The following is an 18,326-nucleotide window of genomic DNA, read 5'->3' on the forward strand; positions in this document are numbered from 1 at the left end:
ATTGGCAGCAATAGATAAGACAAGGTATATAAGTATGCAAGCTTGGGTAATTGGAAATTGGAAGCAGAATCCAGCAACGAGCCATGACGTCAATGCGCTACTAGACGACCTATTAACTGCCGTTAGCACCAAAGAGCAGTCTGATATCGCTGGTTGTCAATTGATGGTCGCACCAAGTTTTATTCATTTAACGGCTGTCAGTGAGCGTCTAAAGGGCAGTTCAATACTTAGCGCCGCCCAAGACATTGGTGCTCATAGTGCAAGCACAGGCGCTTATACCGGCGATTGCTCAGCGCAGCAAATTGCAGATGCTGGCGCAACATGGACGATATTGGGTCACTCTGAGCGCCGCCAGTATCATCAAGAATCTCATGACTGCTTATTAAGCAAAATGACTCATGCGCTTACGCAAAACCTAGGCGTGGTATTTTGTATTGGCGAAACCCAAGCGCAGTACGATGCGAAAAAAACGCTTGCAGTCATTGATGAGCAATTAGCTGTTATTAAGGACTTACTTGCGCAAAAACCCGAACTTATTGCAGGTTTATCAGAGCGTTTAATTGTCGCTTATGAGCCAGTTTGGGCGATTGGTACTGGTAAAGTACCAACCGTGGCAGAGGTGAGTGCGACGCATCAGCATATTAAGCAAACGCTTGCCAGCTTTAATGATGCATTAGAAAACATGACTGTTTTATATGGTGGTAGCGTCAATGCCGACAACGCCGATAGCTTTGCCGCCGATAGCATGATTGATGGCGCATTGGTTGGCGGCGCATCATTAAAAGCAGAAAGCTTTTTAGCTATTGCCGAGGCCTTTAGCCGTGCTATGGCTTAATAAAATCAGATAAAACAGCCGTTTAATAAATACTGAATGGCTACTTTATTCAAAAAATGTCTTTAGCAGTTGGTAAAAGTGGCTTTAACAGTGCCCTTGCAATCGTGTACAATGCGCCTTATTTATATAATCGCTTTGTTTATACAACTGGTTTGCAATATTAGATGTCAATTGTTAAACATCACTCATTTTTACTATTAATCCCTACGATTTATTTTTCGTTATCAGTCGTCATTACGCGGCAAAAGAGGCCACCATGTTTACGTTTATATTAGCCCTGCACATTATCGTGGCGATTGCCATGATTGGCTTGATTTTGATACAGCATGGTAAAGGGGCAGATGCTGGGGCTTCTTTTGGGGCTGGCTCATCGGGCACAGTATTTGGCGCCGCAGGGACTGCAAACTTTCTAACGCGTGCGACCGCCGTATTAACGGTGATATTTTTTATCACCAGTATGACGCTTGCCGTGCATGCGCGTAAACAAGCAGAAGATCAATTCCGTTTAGATGCACCAGTTTCAGCACCACAAACGCCACGCCCTTTGACACAAAATCCTCAGTAGCTGTTTTCAGTAGTTATTTATCGTTCATAATTAATATTTTTAATAACGGTTAATAGCTACCTATTAATAGATGACAAAGAAAAGCGCTTTGATTGAATGGCTTTTGTTACAGGCAGTACTTGCTATTTTAAGCGCTTAGTCTTACAATGCTTCTCTGTTTTTAGCAGTCTTTAACCTTCGATGCCTTCCTTAAGCATCCGTTATAATGGGTTGAAACTCAATAAACAGCGTAGTGAGAAAGATGCGATTGTGGTGGAATTGGTAGACACGCCATCTTGAGGGGGTGGTGGCGCAAGCTGTGGGGGTTCAAGTCCCCCCAATCGCACCAAGCTTTATCTGTACGATGTTTTACTTGAACGGTATAAGATTGGAATTATCGTCGGCAATACTTAATTTAGGATTTATTTAAAATAAGTATTGACACTTCTATAAAACCTCCCTATAATATGCGTTCTAGATTGATGCGGGGTGGAGCAGTCTGGTAGCTCGTCGGGCTCATAACCCGAAGGTCGTTGGTTCAAATCCAGCCCCCGCTACCACTTTTTATACTGATGTTTTGCATACTAAATTTGTCAGTAACGATTAGCCCACCATTATGTTTGTGGGTTTTTTTGTATCTGATGGTCGGTGTTATCGCGATATCTATCCTACTTATGCTAAGCTCTATTTCTATAGAGTACGATGCTACTCGTTACTAACCATCATCTGCCGCGACTAGCGCGATGCTTGGTAAGCATATTATCCTTTATTTCTCACACCTTTATCGATAGTTCTGTTTTATAAATAATAAAAGCATTGCATGGTTGAGCTTGATGTTTTTTATGCTCATCCTTATATAAAAGCACGAGTCTGAAACGTATCACATATATAGTTACGTTTTAAGAATAGAATAAAGATTATGGCTTAAGTATATTCTTGTCCATTAAGACAGCGATTAACAAATTTTGAACTTATAAAGGTTCGATGCATAAAATTAAAAACACTTAACTCGGTACGCTCGAGAAGTGAATAGGAAAAGATAAATAGATTATGAAGCTTTCGACAAAAGTTACAGAACTGACCAATATTATTGCTCCTGCTGTCGCGGCTTGCGATGTTGCGCTATGGGGTATAGAGTTTGCGCCACAAGGTAATCGCTCTTTGTTACGCATTTATATTGAGGCATTGCCAGAAGATCAAGCCCAAGATAAGCAAGTAACGATTGAGAACTGTGCCGCAGTGAATCATCAAGTGAGCGGTATTCTTGAGGTCCATGATCCGATTGCTGGCGAGTTTATTTTAGAAGTCTCGTCACCGGGTTTTGACCGTGCATTCTTCTCTGATGAGCAAATGCATGGTTATGTGGGTCAAACAGTGAGCTTACGTTTGATACAAGCGATTGGTGAAGGCGATAAAAAACGCCGCAAAGCAACCGGTACTTTAGACAGTATCGATGCGACCACATTAAAACTGACTGCTAGCGATGGTGAGCAGTTTGAGATTGCATTAAGTAATATTGATAAAGCCAACCTGATTTATGAAGATGCTTAGTCTTAAAGATTGGTTTTAAAGAAAATGCATTGTTCTAAACTAATTTTAAAACAGCTTTTCTTAAAAAAGCTTTCCTATAAGTCGGTATTTTAATCTCCAAACAGCTTATGGCTGACGGTGAAAATATAACGTCAACACACTAACGATAAAATTTAAGTCAATTATAAAACGATAGGACAGGTATAGCATGAGTCGTGAAATCTTAACGGTAGTAGAAACTGTCAGTAATGAAAAGGGCTTAAATCCTGAAGATATCTTTGAAGCAATCGAAGATGCTTTGGTGGTATCCACTAAGAAAAAAGTATATACCGATCAGCCGGAAGTAGAAGTGCGGGTGTCAATCGACCGCGCAACCGGTGATTACGATACTTATCGTTACTGGACAGTGGTTGCAGATGAAGACCATGAGATGCCTGCGTGTCAGCTGGCGATTACTGATCTTGACCAAGATGAATGGTCAATTGGTGATATCAAAGAAGAGCAGATCGAATCGATTGAATTTGGTCGTATTGCTGCCACTCAAGCCAAACAAGTCATCATCCAAAAAATTCGTGAAGCGGAACGCAATTTAGTAGCAGACGCGTTTGAGCCACGTGTTGGCGAGATGATGTATGGCGAAGTCAAAAAACAGACTCGTGATGGTTTTATCATTGATTTAGGCGATAACGCTGAAGGTTATTTGTCACGTGACCAGATGTTGCCACGTGAGCAATTACGCGCAAAATCGCGTATCAATGCCATTTTATATCATGTTAACCGTGAAAATCGCGGTGCCCAGTTATTGTTGTCACGTACCCATCCTGAAATGCTCTCAGCTTTAATGCAAAAAGAAGTGCCTGAGATTGCAGAACAAATTATTGAAATTCGTAACGTGGCTCGCTTGCCGGGTACGCGTGCTAAAATAGCCGTGAAGACCAACGACCATCGTATCGATCCAGTTGGCGCTTGTATCGGTATGCGCGGTACGCGTATCCAAGCGGTACAGCAAGAGCTTGATGGCGAGCGTATTGACGTGGTGGTGTGGTCAGATGATCCTGCCCAATTTATCATCAGCGCTTTAGAGCCAGCTGACGTTAGCAGTATTATTCTCGATGAAGATACTAAAACTGCGGATATTATCTTTAGCACCAATGATCAGTTGGCGCGCGCGATTGGCTCACAAGGTCAAAACGTACGCTTAGCCTCTGAGCTAACAGGCTATAAGCTAAACATGATGCTAGAAGAAGAATATCAGCAGCGTCAAGCAAACGAATCGAAAGCCTTTATTGAATTATTCTATGAGCGTTTAGAAGTCGATAAAGACTTAGCACAAGCGCTTGTCGATATCGGTTTTACCAGTATTGAAGAAGTCGCTTATGTACCTGTCGAAACTTTCTATGATATTGAAGGGTTAGACGACGAAGCGATTGACATGATTCAAGAGCGTGCGAAAGAAGTTGTCATCGCTGATGAATTGGTCAAACAACAGAACATGAAAGAGCCAAGTCAAGAACTACAAGATCTTGAAGGGATGACGGTCAGTTGGGCTTATAAAATGGCGCAAAAAGACATCATTACCGTAGATGACTTGGCAGAACAAGCCGTCTTCGATTTAGAAGATATCGAAGGTTTAGACTCTGAAACCGCAGGAAAACTCATCATGAAAGCTCGGGAATCTTGGTTCAATGAATAAGCGGTAACTGCATATCGCTGTCTTTTAGTGATATGCTATCGATAATAAGGGTTGGTGCGACGTAATATAGTCAAATGTAACACAAACCAGCCTTAACCCAATCATTTGTAGCCAACAACTGAATTGAACATATAGCAAATAATAGACAGTAGGTGATAATAAATGGCAGATAAGACCGTCAAAGAACTGGCAGATATGGTAGGCAAAACCGCAAGTGCTGTACAACAGCAACTGGTAGACGCTGGACTGCCTGCACGCGCAGAAGGTGACATAGTCACCGAGCTTGAGCAGGAAAAGTTGGTGACGTATTTAAAGCAAAGTCATGGTCAGGAAGAAAAGCGTCGTATTAGTCTCAAATCTAAAACGACTAGCACTGCGCGCGTGACTGGCTCTTCAGGTAAATCTAAGAGCGTCAATGTGGAAGTGCGTAAAAAGAAAGTATTTGAGAAGCCTGATCCAGAGAAAATGGCTGAAGAGTTGGCTGCTCGAGAGCAAGCAATGATTGAGGCACAAGAGCGTGCTGCCAAAGATGCTGAAGAACGTGCGGCTACTAAGAAAAAATCTGAAGAGCGCCAAGCAGCTACTTTAGCGGCAATGCGTGCAAGCCTCGGCTCTAGCAAAAAGTCTAGTGACAAGAACGATGATATCTCAACGTCAGTGGTTGTAAAAAAAGGTGGTAAAGCGGCAGTAGAAGTTAAGCCAAAAGACCAACCAAAGAAAAAAGTTGCAGCGACGAAGCCAAAAGTTGAAACGGCGATTGAGCGTAAAGCTCGCGAAGCCCGTGAAAAAGAAGAAACCCGTCTACGCGAAATCGAAACTGAAACACGCCGCGCGCAAGCGGAAGAAGCACAAAAACGTACGCTTGAGCAAATGCGCAAAATGGCTGGTAAATATACCGATCAGCCTGCTACTGAAGTTCGTAAAGATGAACCATTGGCCGAAGGTTTGGTCGGTGACGCGCTAGAAGAGTCATTTGAAAAAGAACGTCGTGAAATCAAGCGCGGTACCAGTAGCACTAGTGCCCGTGGTCGTGGTCGTCGTAAAAATCAAGATGAGCGTGAAATTAAAAACCGCAAAAACGGTTTACGTTCAACGCAAGCTTCGCAGCATAAGTTTGAAAAGCCGCTTGATAAAATTATTTATGACGTCGAAATCAGCGAACATATTACTGTTTCTGATTTGGCACAGCGTATGGCGGTTAAAGCTCGTGAAGTGACCAAATTGCTCATGAAAATGGGTGAAATTGCGCGCGAATCAGACACCATTGATCAAGCGACAGCCAGTCTTATCGTTGAAGAGATGGGTCATAACCCTGTACCGGTTAGTGATACGAAAGTTGAAGATGATCTGCAAGATGCGGTTGATGAGCGCAGCAGTAACGTGCAAACGCGTCCACCAGTCGTGACTATCATGGGTCACGTTGACCATGGTAAAACCTCATTACTCGATAAAATCCGTGCAACTAAGGTTGCCACTGGCGAAGCCGGCGGTATTACCCAGCATATCGGTGCGTATCACGTGAAAACTGATCGCGGCGTTATTACTTTCCTTGATACTCCAGGTCACGCAGCCTTTAGTGCTATGCGTTCACGTGGTGCACAAGCGACGGATATCGTCGTAATCGTTGTCGCCGCTGATGATGGCATGATGCCACAAACCGAAGAAGCGATTGATCATGCGCGCGCTGCTGGTACACCTATTATTGTTGCTATCAACAAAATGGATAAGCCAAGCGCCGATCCTGATCGTGTCCTTAACGAGTTAACTGCTAAACAAGTAGTCTCAGAAGAGTGGGGCGGCGATACCCCAATGGCTCGTATCTCAGCCAAAACAGGCGACGGTATTGACGAGCTACTAGAACTTATTAGCCTACAAGCTGAACTGATGGAGCTAGAAGCGCCATTAGATGGTGCTGCTCAAGGCGTGGTTATTGAGTCAAGACTTGAAAAAGGTCGCGGTCCGGTTGTTAGTGTCCTAGTTAAAAAAGGTACCTTGAAACAAGGTGACTTAGTATTAGCAGGCGAGCATTACGGTAAAGTTCGTGCGATGACCGATGAACATGGCAAGCGCATTCAGTCAGCAGGTCCTTCTATTCCAGTAGAGATTTTAGGTTTACCTGAAACACCTGCTGCAGGTAGCGAATTCTTAGTCTTAACCGACGAGAAAAAAGCCCGTGAAGTTGCTGACTTTAGAAGCAATCGTGAGCGTGAGCGTCAACTAGAACGTCAGAATGCCATGCGTCTAGAGAGCATGTTCGATCAGATGGAACAAGGCGATGTGTCATTCTTAAATATCGTACTAAAAACCGATGTTCGCGGTTCACTTGAAGCCCTACTTGCTGCACTAAACGAGCTATCTACTGATGAAGTTAAAGTGCGAGTCATTAGCTCAGGGGTTGGTCCAATCTCTGAATCTGATGTAACATTAGCAGAATCTAGCGAAGCGGTATTACTAGGCTTCAACGTCCGTGCAGATGCAACCGCACGCCGTAAAGCAGATACTGCTAATATGGATATTCGTTACTACAGCGTTATCTATGGCTTGATTGATGATGTCAAAGCCGCCATGAGTGGTATGCTAGCGCCTGAACATCGCGAGAAAATCTTGGGTGTTGCAGACGTTCGTGAAGTATTCCGCTCTAGCAAGTTTGGCGCAGCAGCAGGTTGTATGGTTGTTGAAGGTACGATTTATCGTAACAAACCTATCCGCGTCCTGCGTGATGACCAAGTTATCTTTACTGGTCAGTTGCAATCATTACGTCGTTATAAAGAAGACGTCAATGAAGTACGTACCGGTATGGAATGTGGTCTAGCAGTTCGTGGTTATGATGTCGAAGCTGGCGATAAAATCGAAGTCTTTGAAATCCAAGAGTTCGCACGTACTATCTAAAGTAGCTGCTTGATAATTCTTAATATTCAGCTGTACTTAGGCCTAACAGGTACACCCTGCTAGGCCTTTTTTAGCAAATAGAAGTCCTAAAATTTGTTAATCAAAAACTTATCAATCAATAAAAATAAGCCATATTAAAGTAAGGTAATAACATGAACCAACGTTTACAACGCTTAGCTGATCAGATTCAGCGTGAGCTCGCTGTCCTTATCCGTGATGCCGTTAATGATCCGCGTCTGACTGGTTTTGTGACTATCTCTAGTGTTAAAGTCAGCCCAGACCTAGGCTACGCTGATATTTATGTCACCATCATGGAGCCTGAACTCAACGATGCTATGACTATTTCAAATCACGAAGAAAGCATCAAAGTCCTTAACAAAGCTGCTGGTTTTTTGCGTACCGAATTGAGTCACAGTCTGAAGACTCGCACTACGCCGCGCTTACGTTTTCACTACGATGAAGTCACTGCGCGTGGTAACTATATGATGGATTTGATTAGTAAAGCGGTCACTAAAACTGAGCAAAACGAGTCTGATGAGCAAGAAATCAACGAGTAAAAGCTATTATGTCGATCGTCTCTACAAAAGCCTCTATGCAACCCTCTAAGAAGACTAAACAGATGACTGATAAGATAAAAGTCAATGGCGTGATTTTAGTCGATAAACCGCAAGGTATGACGTCACAACAAGTGGTGTCAAAGGTAAAGTACCTGTTTAAATCTCCCAAGCATGACAGTAAAAAAGCCGGTCATACGGGAACGCTCGATCCCATGGCAACGGGTCTATTGCCTATCTGCTTGGGGGAAGCGACCAAGTTCAGTCATTATCAACTTGATGCCGATAAATCGTATCAAGCAACTATTCTTTTGGGTAGTCAGACTGATACGGGTGATGCTGATGGACAGATTGTCGCTGAGAAAGTTATTCCACAGTTCGATGCGGTAGGGCTAGAAGAAATTGCTCAGCAGTTTTTAGGGCCACAGCAGCAAATTCCACCGATGTATTCTGCTTTAAAAAAAGATGGCAAAAAGCTATATGAGTATGCGCGTGCGGGTATTGAGATTGATCGCCCGGCAAGAGATATTGTTATTAAAGCAATTAATTTAACAGTAATCGACGCTAAGCAAATCCAGCTGACAGTGACTTGCTCTAAGGGTACATACGTACGCGTATTAGCAGAAGATATTGCCAAAATGCTTGGTACATTAGGACATTTAACTGCTTTACGACGTATACAAGTCGGTGACTTTCATATTGACGCGGCGATTAGTTTGGCGAATTTAGAAGCATTAGCTTTAGAAGATCGTCAGGCGCATTTATTACCCTTAGATGCTTGCATCAACCTTGAGGCTGAGCTTATATTAACGGCTGAGCAATGCGCCCGTGTACAAATGGGACAACGTTTAAATGTCATCGAGCAGCTAAACGACGATTTGCAATGGTATATTTCAGCTGTCATCGAGCAACAGCCTAGTCACGATGAAAATAACGTTATTCAACAAAATGGCGATGATAGTGAAGGTAATAGTGAGGCTTTGTTGCCTTATGAAATACCCGCAGATATCCGTCTCATAAATGAGCAAGGGCAGTTTATTGGTCTAGGAGCACTGAGTCTAAATGGTCGCTTACAGCCGAAAAAGCTCATTCAGTTGTAATATTAATACTTAAATAAGCTTTAGTACCATAACTGAAACTAAGTAAAACTTACTAAGAGTTTACACTAATCACATATCATCACATTTTATTGCAGGTTTCACCTATAGTGAGACCTGCTTTTTTTGTACCTTAGTTAAGTCAGCTACGGAAAGCAGACAAGGACATAAAAATAAAAGAAATAAGAATAATAAAAATGGAAGTTAATTAACTATCAAGAAATATAACAATAAAGATAAGCTATACACATAAAAATAAAAAGACATTAATTATATAAGTAAAGTTTCTAACTTAAAAATAATAATAAAAAATATAGTTTATCACTATGAAATAATAAAATTAACGTATCAAAATATAAGGCTTACTATGAAAACCATTGCTTTCTTATTACATAATAACTTTGAACAAGCAGAGTATGAAGAGGTCGATAATCAACTAAAAGAAAAAGGTTATAATACTGTTCTTATTACGACCAATAAAGACAAAGATGTTCAAGCGATGCAGCAGGACGTTAATAAGGGCACTACCTTTACTGCAGATCTATATGCTAAAGACGCAGAAGTCGCTGATTATGATGCATTGGTGCTACCAGGCGGGACGGTAAATGCCGATAACATACGCGGTAATAAAGAAGCACATAGTATTATTAACGCTATTAACGCAGCCGGTAAACCCTTAGCTGTGATATGCCATGCGCCTTGGGCACTGATTAATACGGGTATAGCAAAAGGTAAAACCTTGACCGCCTATCATACATTACAAACTGACTTAGAAAACGCTGGGGCAACCTTCGTAGATAAAAGTGTGCAAGTAGACGGTAATCTGATTACTTCGCGTAATCCAGATGATATTAAAGACTTTGTTGCTGCTATAGATAAAGCGCTCTCCACGTCTTAATATTCATCATCGCAATATTTATTTAGACTTATTCATTTTAATTTCTATCAATAAACACAATCACAAAAGGAAAATACTATGTCAAACCCTAACCCAAATAATACTAAGCTTGAGCAAGAACGTTCAGATTCTGCTACAGCAGCATTGAAAGGTCAAACTGAAGACAATCATACAGAAAATACCGAAGCTGCTGCTGACCGTATTGCTGATAATTTAAAAAACACTAAAGAAGAAAAATAATTAGCTTTATTAACACTGTTGATTCATGAACCCTTGATTAAGAACAACGCAATTAGCAAATAGATATAAAACAATAATTATAACTGGGAGTATTTATGACAGACTCAAAAGACAACATGGATGCACAAGAGAAGAAAATCGAAGAGTTAGCGGAAGATATTAATCCTAGCGAAGATACTAGTCCAGACAGTTTAGCGGAAGCAACTACCGCACCGCTTGATGATGATGCTCTTGGTGGGACTGCTACGCAAGATGACGTCAAAAAGTGATATATTTAAAACTGGTCATAATAACGCACAATATAAAGCGTTATTAATCTATAGTAATTGCCGACTCATTATAAGCTATAAAACTATTATAAAAAACTGCTGCTAGTTCAGCAGTTTTTTGTTATAATCGCTGGAATATTTAAATATCGTTTTAGATATAGCTTTATCTTAATTTTGGCAACAGTTTAAGTTAGATAATGTCTTATTTTGAGCGGTTTTGAATAAAGATTATCATTAATAAGTTTGTCGTACACTAGGTCAACTCTAGTAATGCAGGGTTGTCCTGAATGACCGTCAAACTATTTTATTTATTATTCTATCGTTCCTTGATGCTTAACTATTAAGTACATCTTGGAGCTTATAGCATTGCCGGAGAGATTTATGCTAACTAATACCGATCGCGAACAAATCATTGCCCAATACCAACGTGGCGAAAACGACACAGGTTCACCAGAAGTTCAAGTAGCTTTGTTAAGTGCGCGTATTAATGACTTACAAAACCATTTTAAAGCACACAAAGCTGACCATCATAGCCGTCGCGGTCTTATCCGTATGGTTAACACACGTCGTAAATTACTTGACTACCTAAAAGGTAAAGATCTTGGTCGCTATACCACCCTTATTAGCCAATTAGGTCTACGTCGTTAATTTGGCGACAATAGTACGAGTGGTGGCTGAACTAAAATATGCCTTAATTTGGCGGGATTTTAGATTTTTTGCTAAACCATTTGGAACTTACTTGTTGAAGTCGATAAAATAGATTTTCTCTAAAGACGGTGTGGAATAGTTTCACGCCGTTTTTTTATGCTTATTAATATCAATAATGACCTATAGAGATTTCGGTCTGCTACTATCGGATATTTTAAGTATCAGTTATAAAGTTACACGGTCAATGAACGCTGACTTGCATTTAATTGGTCAATGCCTATAAATCACTGTAAAATAATGCCTTATGAGTTTCTGAGTCATACTGGCGCTCAAGCGAATATTGATATAGCTTAGCGTATGTGATGATTATCTATAGCGCCTTGAGCTATACCATTTATTTATATGCATAGAGTTATACGCATGGACGCCACGTGTAAATATCTTATTAAAGAAAGCCAGTGAACAATATCGTGTCGAATGTAACTTATTCTAAAGTGCTCACGCCTTTAACGTTAAGACTAGAAAACCAGATTTACACCAACGTACTTTATCTAGGTATACATAGGTAGAAGTACGATGTTTATTTTAAATAAATACCGATATATCAGTTAAATAAGTAATGATATTAGCCCTAATCGACGCAGTTATTAACCGTATAATTGGCAATTAGTGGCTATATATAAAGAATTTTAAATGACAAATATCAGCTTTTTATAGTGCTGATATCACTTTCGTCAGTCAATATTAGGAAAATTATATGACAATGTTTAATACCATTAAGCGTGAATTCCAATACGGCGACCAGCAGGTCGTTATCGAAACGGGCCGTATCGCTCGTCAAGCAAACTCTATTTTAGTCCACATGGGCGGCGTGACTGTGCTAGTGGCAGCGGTAGTAAAGTCTGATGCTAAAGAAGGGCAAAACTTCTTTCCATTGACCGTAAACTACCAAGAAAAAATGTATGCAGCGGGTAAAATCCCTGGTGCTTATGGCAAACGTGAAGGCCGTGCTAGCGAAGCTGAAACGCTAACCTCACGCCTGATTGACCGTCCGATTCGTCCACTATTCCCTGAAGGCTATGTGAACGAAATTCAAATCACGGCAACGGTTGTTTCATCAGATAAGAGTCAGTCTGCAGATATCGCTGCGCTAATCGGTGCTTCAGCAGCACTCGCTATCTCTGATGCACCATTTAACGGCCCTGTGGCTGCTGCTCGTGTTGGCTTTATCAATGGTGAATACGTTCTTAACCCAACGCTTGAGCAGCTCAAAGAGAGCGACCTTGACTTAGTGGTTGCTGGTACTAAATCTGCCGTGTTGATGGTTGAGTCAGAAGCGAAAGAATTGTCTGAAGATCAAATGCTAGGTGCGGTTTTATACGGTCATCAGCAGCAGCAAATCGTTATTGATAACATTGCGTCAATGGCTGCAGAGATTGGTACTGTTAAGCAAGAATATGCGGCACCTGTTCGCGATCAAGCGTTAGAAACCAGCATGAAAGCGCAGTTTGGCGAGCAAGTGGCCGACGCTTATACCATCACGGATAAGCAAGAGCGTTATACCAAACTTGATGAAATAAAACAAGCTATTATCGATGCATTGGCAGGTGACGCGGAAGCAGAAACCTACAATGATACTGTTTCTGAGTTAAAAGAAATTTACAATGATCTAAAATACCGCACCGTTCGTGACAATATCTTGTCAGGTAAGCCACGTATTGATGGTCGTGATCTTGAAACCGTTCGTGCTCTAGATGTCCAAGTTGGCGTATTACCATTTACTCATGGTTCAGCCCTATTTACCCGCGGTGAAACGCAAGCATTAGTGACTACAACTCTTGGTAACACGCGTGACGTAAATATGATTGATTCATTGGCTGGTACGATTCGCGACCATTTCATGTTGCACTATAACTTCCCACATTTCTCAGTCGGTGAAACAGGCCGTGAAGGCATTCCAAAACGCCGTGAAATCGGTCATGGTCGCCTAGCGCGCCGCGGTGTTGAAGCAATGCTTCCAGATAGCGACCGCTTCCCGTATGTGATTCGTGTGGTATCAGAAATCACTGAATCAAACGGTTCATCTTCTATGGCTTCAGTGTGCGGCGCAAGCCTGGCATTGATGGATGCTGGCGTACCATTAAAAGCACCGGTTGCTGGTATCGCGATGGGTCTGGTTAAAGAAGGCGAGCGTTTTGCGGTATTGTCTGACATCCTAGGTGATGAAGATCATCTTGGTGATATGGACTTTAAAGTAGCGGGTTCAAAAGACGGTATCACAGCACTACAGATGGATATCAAAATCGAAGGTATTACTGCAGATATCATGGAGCAAGCCCTTAAGCAAGCCCATGCAGGTCGTATCCATATCTTAGATGCGATGAACAAAGTATTGCCTGCAAGCCGTACTGAAATCAACGCTCATGCGCCTAACTATGCCGTTATCGAAATCAACCCAGACAAAATCCGTGACGTCATCGGTAAAGGCGGCGCAACGATTCGTCAGCTAACGGAAGAAACTGGCGCAGTTATCGATATCGATGACGCTGGTACGATTCGTATCTTTGGTGAAAACAAAGCAGCAACCAAATTGGCTATTGCTAAAATCGAAGCAATCACCGCAGAAGTTGAAATAGGTAAAACTTACGAAGGTACGGTTGCGCGTATCGTTGACTTCGGTGCCTTTATTAATGTACTGCCAAATACTGATGGTTTAGTACATATCTCGCAAATCGCTGATGAGCGCGTAGAGAACGTATCTGACTATCTGAAAGAAGGTCAAATCGTTAAAGTATTAGTACAAGACGTTGATAACCGTGGTCGTATCAAACTGACCATGAAAGGTATCGAGCAAAGCTAATCCTCGATATTTGACACAATTTGACCTAGTCAAAATCTAAAAAACCGCTTTGGTTGCTGATAGCTAGCAATCAAGGCGGTTTTTTTATGTGCTCAAAAAATAATGACAATGAGAAAGGGATTTATATATTGATGTCTTTAGGAAGGTGAATATCGATACTCAGCTTTGGTACATTTTGCAGATGATGGGTGACAAGAGGCAGGATATCGTTATACCAATCTAGAGCAATGGATTTTGCTATTTTATCATCGCTACTGTCCTTGTCGCTATTTTTTAAAGGAGTATTCTGTCCCTGACTAGAAATAAGCGGACGCGCTAATAGTGCAACCCTACGAATACCTTGATAACGGATAAGCGGGACGAGCTGCTGTTGTAAATCGACTAGCGCCGACGTGAGCCAACGAAATCTGGTTGGATGATAAGGATGGTCTGATATCACAAGATTGGCAATATAACTTGGTTGATTGCCATTACTACTGACGCCAAGTCCCGCCTGCTCGCGTGAGCGTTTATGCATTAAACAGCTACCAACCATTAAGCTACCATCACGGCAAGACCGATAGTAGCGTTGGTAGTTGTCTGGATATAGATTCTTGCTTCGTGTGAGGATAGGGTCTAAAAGGATACCGGCATTATTAACAGGCAGTATCAGCAGTTGGGCGCTGCTATTTAAAATAGGGGCATGGGTGAGTTGTAGACCTGCCATTTTCTTGCCCCTTTATAAAAGTGATATTATTTCGCGCTGGTTTTAGCGCCTTCTGCTGCTTCTAACTGAGCAATTTGTTCTTCAAGCAAGGCGATTTGCTCAGCTTTCATCTCTGTCAGCTGTTTATTCATCGTCAATTGCTCAGCCGCTAACTTCTCTTGTTCTGCTAAGCGTTTATGCTCATCTGCTAAGCGATCGATTTCTTCTTTCGCCAAACTATCTGTTTCTGGTAAAGGCGCATTTAAGATAGCTTCGGGATCGGGCGTCTGGTTATCCGTAACAGTAGCATCATCAGTATCTAAATTCAGCTCACTATTATCTGACGTGTTATTTAATGAGTTGGTATCTGCTTGTTTAGCGCTATCTTGCTCAATAGAAGCGGCAGTCGATGCCGTACTTTCAACGGGTGCGATACTAGCGTTAGGCGAATTATTTTTCCAAACCCAGTAACCAATTAATAGTACTGCTAAGATAATGATTGGCCACCATTTTTGGCGTGCCTTAGTAGGCTTTTTCTTCAGCGATTTAGCTGGTAAAGGGCGTATTTCTTTCTTATTCATACAATAATCGATTTATGTCAAAAATATAAGTAGGCATACTATAGCAAAATCAAAATAAAAAGCCTATCTAACTGGATATATATCATTAGATAGGCTAGTAGCTATTAAGACTTGACGATACAGGTTTTCTTATTTATGGCTTAAACTTGACCGTACCGCTGGTGCCTGTCGCCATCGCATCACGAGCGATCTGGTCTTCGGCATGGTTTTTGGCACTGATCACATCAGGATCGGGGCGATGCTCGCTATGTCCGCACTGAGTACATTCGATGTACTCATCAGGTTCGGGTGTAACGATATTTACTTGTACCACCGCATCCGATGCCTGACATTTAGGGCAACGAACGCCCGCTAAAAACCGCCGCTTTGGGGTTGATGATTGATAACGCATTTAGATAACCTCGCGCGTCGTTTGAGCAGTTGCAGCATCGTCATTTTTAGCATTATCAAAACCGCTATGGCGTAGTAAGGCATCGATACTGGCGCTGCGACCACGGAAATTCTCAAAATTGGTCTTGGCAGGGAAGCTACCGCCCACTGATAAGATGGTTTCACGGAAGGCTTTACCAGTAATTGGGTTAAAAATACCTTCTTCTTCAAACTTACTAAAGGCATCAGCAGACAACAACTCCGCCCATTTATACGAGTAATAACCCGCCGCATAACCACCGGCAAAAATATGACTAAAGCCATTGGCAAAGCGGTTGTAATCAGGCGTCTGCATGATAGCAATATCATCGCGCACGGCATTTAAAGCCGCTAAAATACCATCATAATCAAGCGCTGGTGTGTGTGCATGAATCAATAAGTCAAACAGTGCAAATTCGATTTGACGTAAGGTTTGCATACCACTTTGAAAGTTTTTTACCGCCAGCAAGGCTGAAAGTTTGTCTTTCGGTAATGGCTCACCAGTCTCGACATGGCTACTAATCAGCGCAATACCTTCAGCATCCCACGCCCAGTTTTCCATAAATTGACTGGGCAATTCGACCGCATCCCACTCAACGCCATTAACACCAGCGACATCGCCAACTGTCACTTGGGTCAATAAATGATGTAGACCATGACCAAACTCGTGGAACAAGGTTAGTACTTCATCATGAGTTAATAGGCTTGGTTTGCCATCAAGGGCAGGGGTGAAGTTACCGACCATAAAGCAGACGGGTAGCTGTTCATGGTTTTTCTCGTCGTAAGTATAACGCGACTGAAAACCGCTCATCCACGCGCCGCCACGTTTATCGCTACGCGCAAACAAGTCAAAGTAAAAGCCACCAAGCAAGTTATCATCCGCATCAAATAATTGATAAAAACTTACCTCATCGTGCCAGCGTGATACAGATTCACTGTGCTCTTGTACCTTGATACCGTATAAACGCTCGACAATAGCAAATAAACCGTTAATTACTTTTGGCAATGGGAAATACGGACGTATCTCTTCTTGCGATAAACTAAACTCGCTTTGTTTGACTTTTTCAGCGATATAAGCGCTGTCCCACGGCTGTAAGTCAGTAATACCATAATCCTGCGCGTATTTTTGCAGCTGTGCTAAATCTCGCTTAGCTGCTGGGGTCGCTTGCGTGGCCAAATCTCTTAAAAAGGTTTCAACTTTCGTTACGCTATCTGCCATTTTGGTCGATAGTGAAACGTCTGCATAATGATCAAAACCTAATAGCTTGGCCTTCTGCGCGCGTAATTGTAGAATTTGACTCATGATATCGTCGTTATTGAGTGATTCGCCTTTGGTATTGGTATGCTTATCGAACTCAGAAGCGCGGGTAACATAAGCGCGGTAAAGCGTTTCGCGCAGATTGCGATCATCCGCATGAGTCATGACGGCAAGGTAAACCGGGATATTTAAACTTGCCACATAATAAGGAGTTGGTAGTGCGTCGATATCTGCTTGGGTGATCGTACCGCGGGCAAGCTCGCGGGCTTTATATTGTTCACCAGCATCTGCCAGTAGTGCAAGTCCACTTTCGGTTAACCCTGCTAACTGTTCTTGGTTAAGCGGCATGGCATACGCCTGAGTCGCATCCAATATATGGTCTGAGAACGTCGCGGATAAGGTGGAGAGCTCGCTTTGGATTGCAGCAAATTTTTCTTGTTCAGCTTTTGGTAGTGCCACGCCTGATAGCTCAAAGCTACGTAACGCAAGCTCAATAGCCCGCGCTCGTGCTGGCTCAAGGGTAGCAAAAAAATCAGTGTCATTGACGATAGTTTGATAACGACTAAATAATGGCTGATGCTGTCCAACCCTTGTGCCATAAGCAGACAGCTTAGGTAGCAGCTCATGATGTACATGACGAATCTCATCATTGCTCATGACGCTATTGAGGTGCGACAAAATACCCCAACTGCGATCCAACGCCAGATTGATATGATCAAAAGTCATGATATCGCTCAAGGCTTGCTCAGCGCTGAAATCACTAGCATTATTATTGCTATCAGTATTGGCGCTCATGTTGTCTAAAAAGGCATTGGCAGTATCGATGGCACTGATAATTTGGTTTTGTAAGGTATCCGGTGCGACATTGTCAAAATCGACAAGGCGTAAATTTGCAGAAATAGAAATCATAAAAGTATCCAATATTAATAAGAGAAGGATTGTTCATTGCGAGGTTTGAGTTTTGTTATATATTTTTTGTGATATAGGTTCAATTATATAGAGTATCTAAAAGATGGGTATCAATCGCTTGGAATACAACCCTTTACTGTATATCTCCTCTTAAAGTAAATAGATGTGGAGAGTATAAAAAGTTGCGGTAGAGAGATTGCTATTAATGTTGGCTAAGCTTCACTTACAAAGCGTCATCATTTACTTGCAAATTAACCCTACAGAGAGTGGGGTTAAGTTGTTAGCATCATAGTAATGCAATGGCTATAACAAGTCGTTTTACTATTAAGCAGCCTTTAAGTATTAAGCTATAAATATAATCAATTAACCTGTAAATATATAAGCATGACGATAAGTATAAAAAATTTGCTTTAATAAGCAAACCAATG

Annotated in this window: 16 protein-coding genes and 2 tRNA genes; 14 read left to right on the forward strand and 4 right to left on the reverse strand. The window is 41.9% G+C overall.

Features of this window, described 5'->3' with window-relative positions; genetic code table 11:
* Positions 1–34: 34 nt before the first annotated feature.
* The 14 genes from tpiA (at position 35) to pnp (ending at position 14,057) form a co-directional block, all read left to right on the forward strand.
* Entirely contained in the window at positions 35–835 is an 801-nt protein-coding gene (gene tpiA, locus JMX13_RS06670) for a triose-phosphate isomerase (protein ID WP_201611332.1), read from the forward strand.
* Between the two features lie 256 nt (positions 836–1,091).
* Positions 1,092–1,400 carry a preprotein translocase subunit SecG gene (gene secG / locus JMX13_RS06675; RefSeq protein WP_025652589.1) on the forward strand — a complete coding sequence of 103 codons (309 nt, stop codon included), beginning with the start codon at positions 1,092–1,094 and terminating at the stop codon, positions 1,398–1,400.
* A 243-nt stretch (positions 1,401–1,643) separates the two neighbouring features.
* Positions 1,644–1,728 (forward strand) — tRNA-Leu (locus JMX13_RS06680).
* Positions 1,729–1,862: 134 nt separating this feature from the next.
* A tRNA-Met gene (locus JMX13_RS06685) sits at positions 1,863–1,939 on the forward strand.
* A 490-nt stretch (positions 1,940–2,429) separates the two neighbouring features.
* Positions 2,430–2,930: a ribosome maturation factor RimP gene (gene rimP, locus JMX13_RS06690; RefSeq protein WP_201611334.1), complete on the forward strand. Its 501-nt coding sequence runs from the start codon at positions 2,430–2,432 to the stop codon at positions 2,928–2,930.
* A gap of 187 nt (positions 2,931–3,117) precedes the next feature.
* Complete coding sequence (nusA, locus tag JMX13_RS06695; RefSeq protein WP_201611336.1) at positions 3,118–4,602, forward strand: transcription termination factor NusA; 1,485 nt, start codon at positions 3,118–3,120, stop codon at positions 4,600–4,602.
* Between the two features lie 162 nt (positions 4,603–4,764).
* On the forward strand, positions 4,765–7,491 hold the full coding sequence (gene infB, locus JMX13_RS06700) for a translation initiation factor IF-2 (protein WP_201611338.1): 2,727 nt from the start codon (positions 4,765–4,767) through the stop codon (positions 7,489–7,491).
* A 152-nt stretch (positions 7,492–7,643) separates the two neighbouring features.
* A complete protein-coding gene (locus tag JMX13_RS06705; RefSeq protein ID WP_201611340.1) occupies positions 7,644–8,048 on the forward strand; it encodes a ribosome-binding factor A in 405 nt (134 codons plus the stop codon).
* Between the two features lie 8 nt (positions 8,049–8,056).
* Positions 8,057–9,145: a tRNA pseudouridine(55) synthase TruB gene (truB, locus tag JMX13_RS06710; protein ID WP_201611342.1), complete on the forward strand. Its 1,089-nt coding sequence runs from the start codon at positions 8,057–8,059 to the stop codon at positions 9,143–9,145.
* Between the two features lie 364 nt (positions 9,146–9,509).
* Complete coding sequence (locus JMX13_RS06715) at positions 9,510–10,040, forward strand: type 1 glutamine amidotransferase domain-containing protein (RefSeq protein WP_201611344.1); 531 nt, start codon at positions 9,510–9,512, stop codon at positions 10,038–10,040.
* 78 nt (positions 10,041–10,118) lie between these two features.
* Positions 10,119–10,280 (forward strand): hypothetical protein, encoded by a 162-nt coding sequence (locus JMX13_RS06720; protein ID WP_201545194.1) that lies wholly within the window; start codon positions 10,119–10,121, stop codon positions 10,278–10,280.
* 95 nt (positions 10,281–10,375) lie between these two features.
* Positions 10,376–10,549 carry a hypothetical protein gene (locus JMX13_RS06725; RefSeq protein ID WP_201545197.1) on the forward strand — a complete coding sequence of 58 codons (174 nt, stop codon included), beginning with the start codon at positions 10,376–10,378 and terminating at the stop codon, positions 10,547–10,549.
* Between the two features lie 381 nt (positions 10,550–10,930).
* On the forward strand, positions 10,931–11,197 hold the full coding sequence (gene rpsO, locus JMX13_RS06730; protein WP_045443035.1) for a 30S ribosomal protein S15: 267 nt from the start codon (positions 10,931–10,933) through the stop codon (positions 11,195–11,197).
* 757 nt (positions 11,198–11,954) lie between these two features.
* Positions 11,955–14,057, forward strand: coding sequence for a polyribonucleotide nucleotidyltransferase (gene pnp, locus JMX13_RS06735; RefSeq protein WP_201611354.1), 2,103 nt, complete (start codon positions 11,955–11,957; stop codon positions 14,055–14,057).
* A 121-nt stretch (positions 14,058–14,178) separates the two neighbouring features.
* On the opposite strand, the gene JMX13_RS06740 is transcribed toward pnp, so the two are convergent.
* The 4 genes from JMX13_RS06740 to JMX13_RS06755 form a co-directional block, all read right to left on the reverse strand.
* Positions 14,179–14,763, reverse strand: coding sequence for a hypothetical protein (locus JMX13_RS06740; RefSeq protein ID WP_201611355.1), 585 nt, complete (start codon positions 14,761–14,763; stop codon positions 14,179–14,181).
* A gap of 26 nt (positions 14,764–14,789) precedes the next feature.
* Positions 14,790–15,323 carry a hypothetical protein gene (locus JMX13_RS06745; RefSeq protein WP_201611356.1) on the reverse strand — a complete coding sequence of 178 codons (534 nt, stop codon included), beginning with the start codon at positions 15,321–15,323 and terminating at the stop codon, positions 14,790–14,792.
* 133 nt (positions 15,324–15,456) lie between these two features.
* On the reverse strand, positions 15,457–15,714 hold the full coding sequence (locus JMX13_RS06750; RefSeq protein WP_201611357.1) for a YheV family putative metal-binding protein: 258 nt from the start codon (positions 15,712–15,714) through the stop codon (positions 15,457–15,459).
* Positions 15,715–17,898: a M3 family metallopeptidase gene (locus JMX13_RS06755; RefSeq protein WP_201611365.1), complete on the reverse strand. Its 2,184-nt coding sequence runs from the start codon at positions 17,896–17,898 to the stop codon at positions 15,715–15,717.
* Positions 17,899–18,326: the final 428 nt, after the last annotated feature.

Source organism: Psychrobacter immobilis, from assembly GCF_904846285.1.
Taxonomy (GTDB): domain Bacteria; phylum Pseudomonadota; class Gammaproteobacteria; order Pseudomonadales; family Moraxellaceae; genus Psychrobacter; species Psychrobacter immobilis_D.

Bases quoted from the DNA above. Each gene is read 5' to 3' on its own strand.
- tpiA (WP_201611332.1), top strand. From the start codon at position 35: ATGCAAGCTTGGGTAATTGGAAATTGGAAGCAGAATCCAGCAACGAGC.
- secG (WP_025652589.1), top strand. From the start codon at position 1,092: ATGTTTACGTTTATATTAGCCCTGCACATTATCGTGGCGATTGCCATG.
- rimP (WP_201611334.1), top strand. From the start codon at position 2,430: ATGAAGCTTTCGACAAAAGTTACAGAACTGACCAATATTATTGCTCCT.
- nusA (WP_201611336.1), top strand. From the start codon at position 3,118: ATGAGTCGTGAAATCTTAACGGTAGTAGAAACTGTCAGTAATGAAAAG.
- infB (WP_201611338.1), top strand. From the start codon at position 4,765: ATGGCAGATAAGACCGTCAAAGAACTGGCAGATATGGTAGGCAAAACC.
- JMX13_RS06705 (WP_201611340.1), top strand. From the start codon at position 7,644: ATGAACCAACGTTTACAACGCTTAGCTGATCAGATTCAGCGTGAGCTC.
- truB (WP_201611342.1), top strand. From the start codon at position 8,057: ATGTCGATCGTCTCTACAAAAGCCTCTATGCAACCCTCTAAGAAGACT.
- JMX13_RS06715 (WP_201611344.1), top strand. From the start codon at position 9,510: ATGAAAACCATTGCTTTCTTATTACATAATAACTTTGAACAAGCAGAG.
- JMX13_RS06720 (WP_201545194.1), top strand. From the start codon at position 10,119: ATGTCAAACCCTAACCCAAATAATACTAAGCTTGAGCAAGAACGTTCA.
- JMX13_RS06725 (WP_201545197.1), top strand. From the start codon at position 10,376: ATGACAGACTCAAAAGACAACATGGATGCACAAGAGAAGAAAATCGAA.
- rpsO (WP_045443035.1), top strand. From the start codon at position 10,931: ATGCTAACTAATACCGATCGCGAACAAATCATTGCCCAATACCAACGT.
- pnp (WP_201611354.1), top strand. From the start codon at position 11,955: ATGACAATGTTTAATACCATTAAGCGTGAATTCCAATACGGCGACCAG.
- JMX13_RS06740 (WP_201611355.1), bottom strand. From the start codon at position 14,763: ATGGCAGGTCTACAACTCACCCATGCCCCTATTTTAAATAGCAGCGCC.
- JMX13_RS06745 (WP_201611356.1), bottom strand. From the start codon at position 15,323: ATGAATAAGAAAGAAATACGCCCTTTACCAGCTAAATCGCTGAAGAAA.
- JMX13_RS06750 (WP_201611357.1), bottom strand. From the start codon at position 15,714: ATGCGTTATCAATCATCAACCCCAAAGCGGCGGTTTTTAGCGGGCGTT.
- JMX13_RS06755 (WP_201611365.1), bottom strand. From the start codon at position 17,898: ATGATTTCTATTTCTGCAAATTTACGCCTTGTCGATTTTGACAATGTC.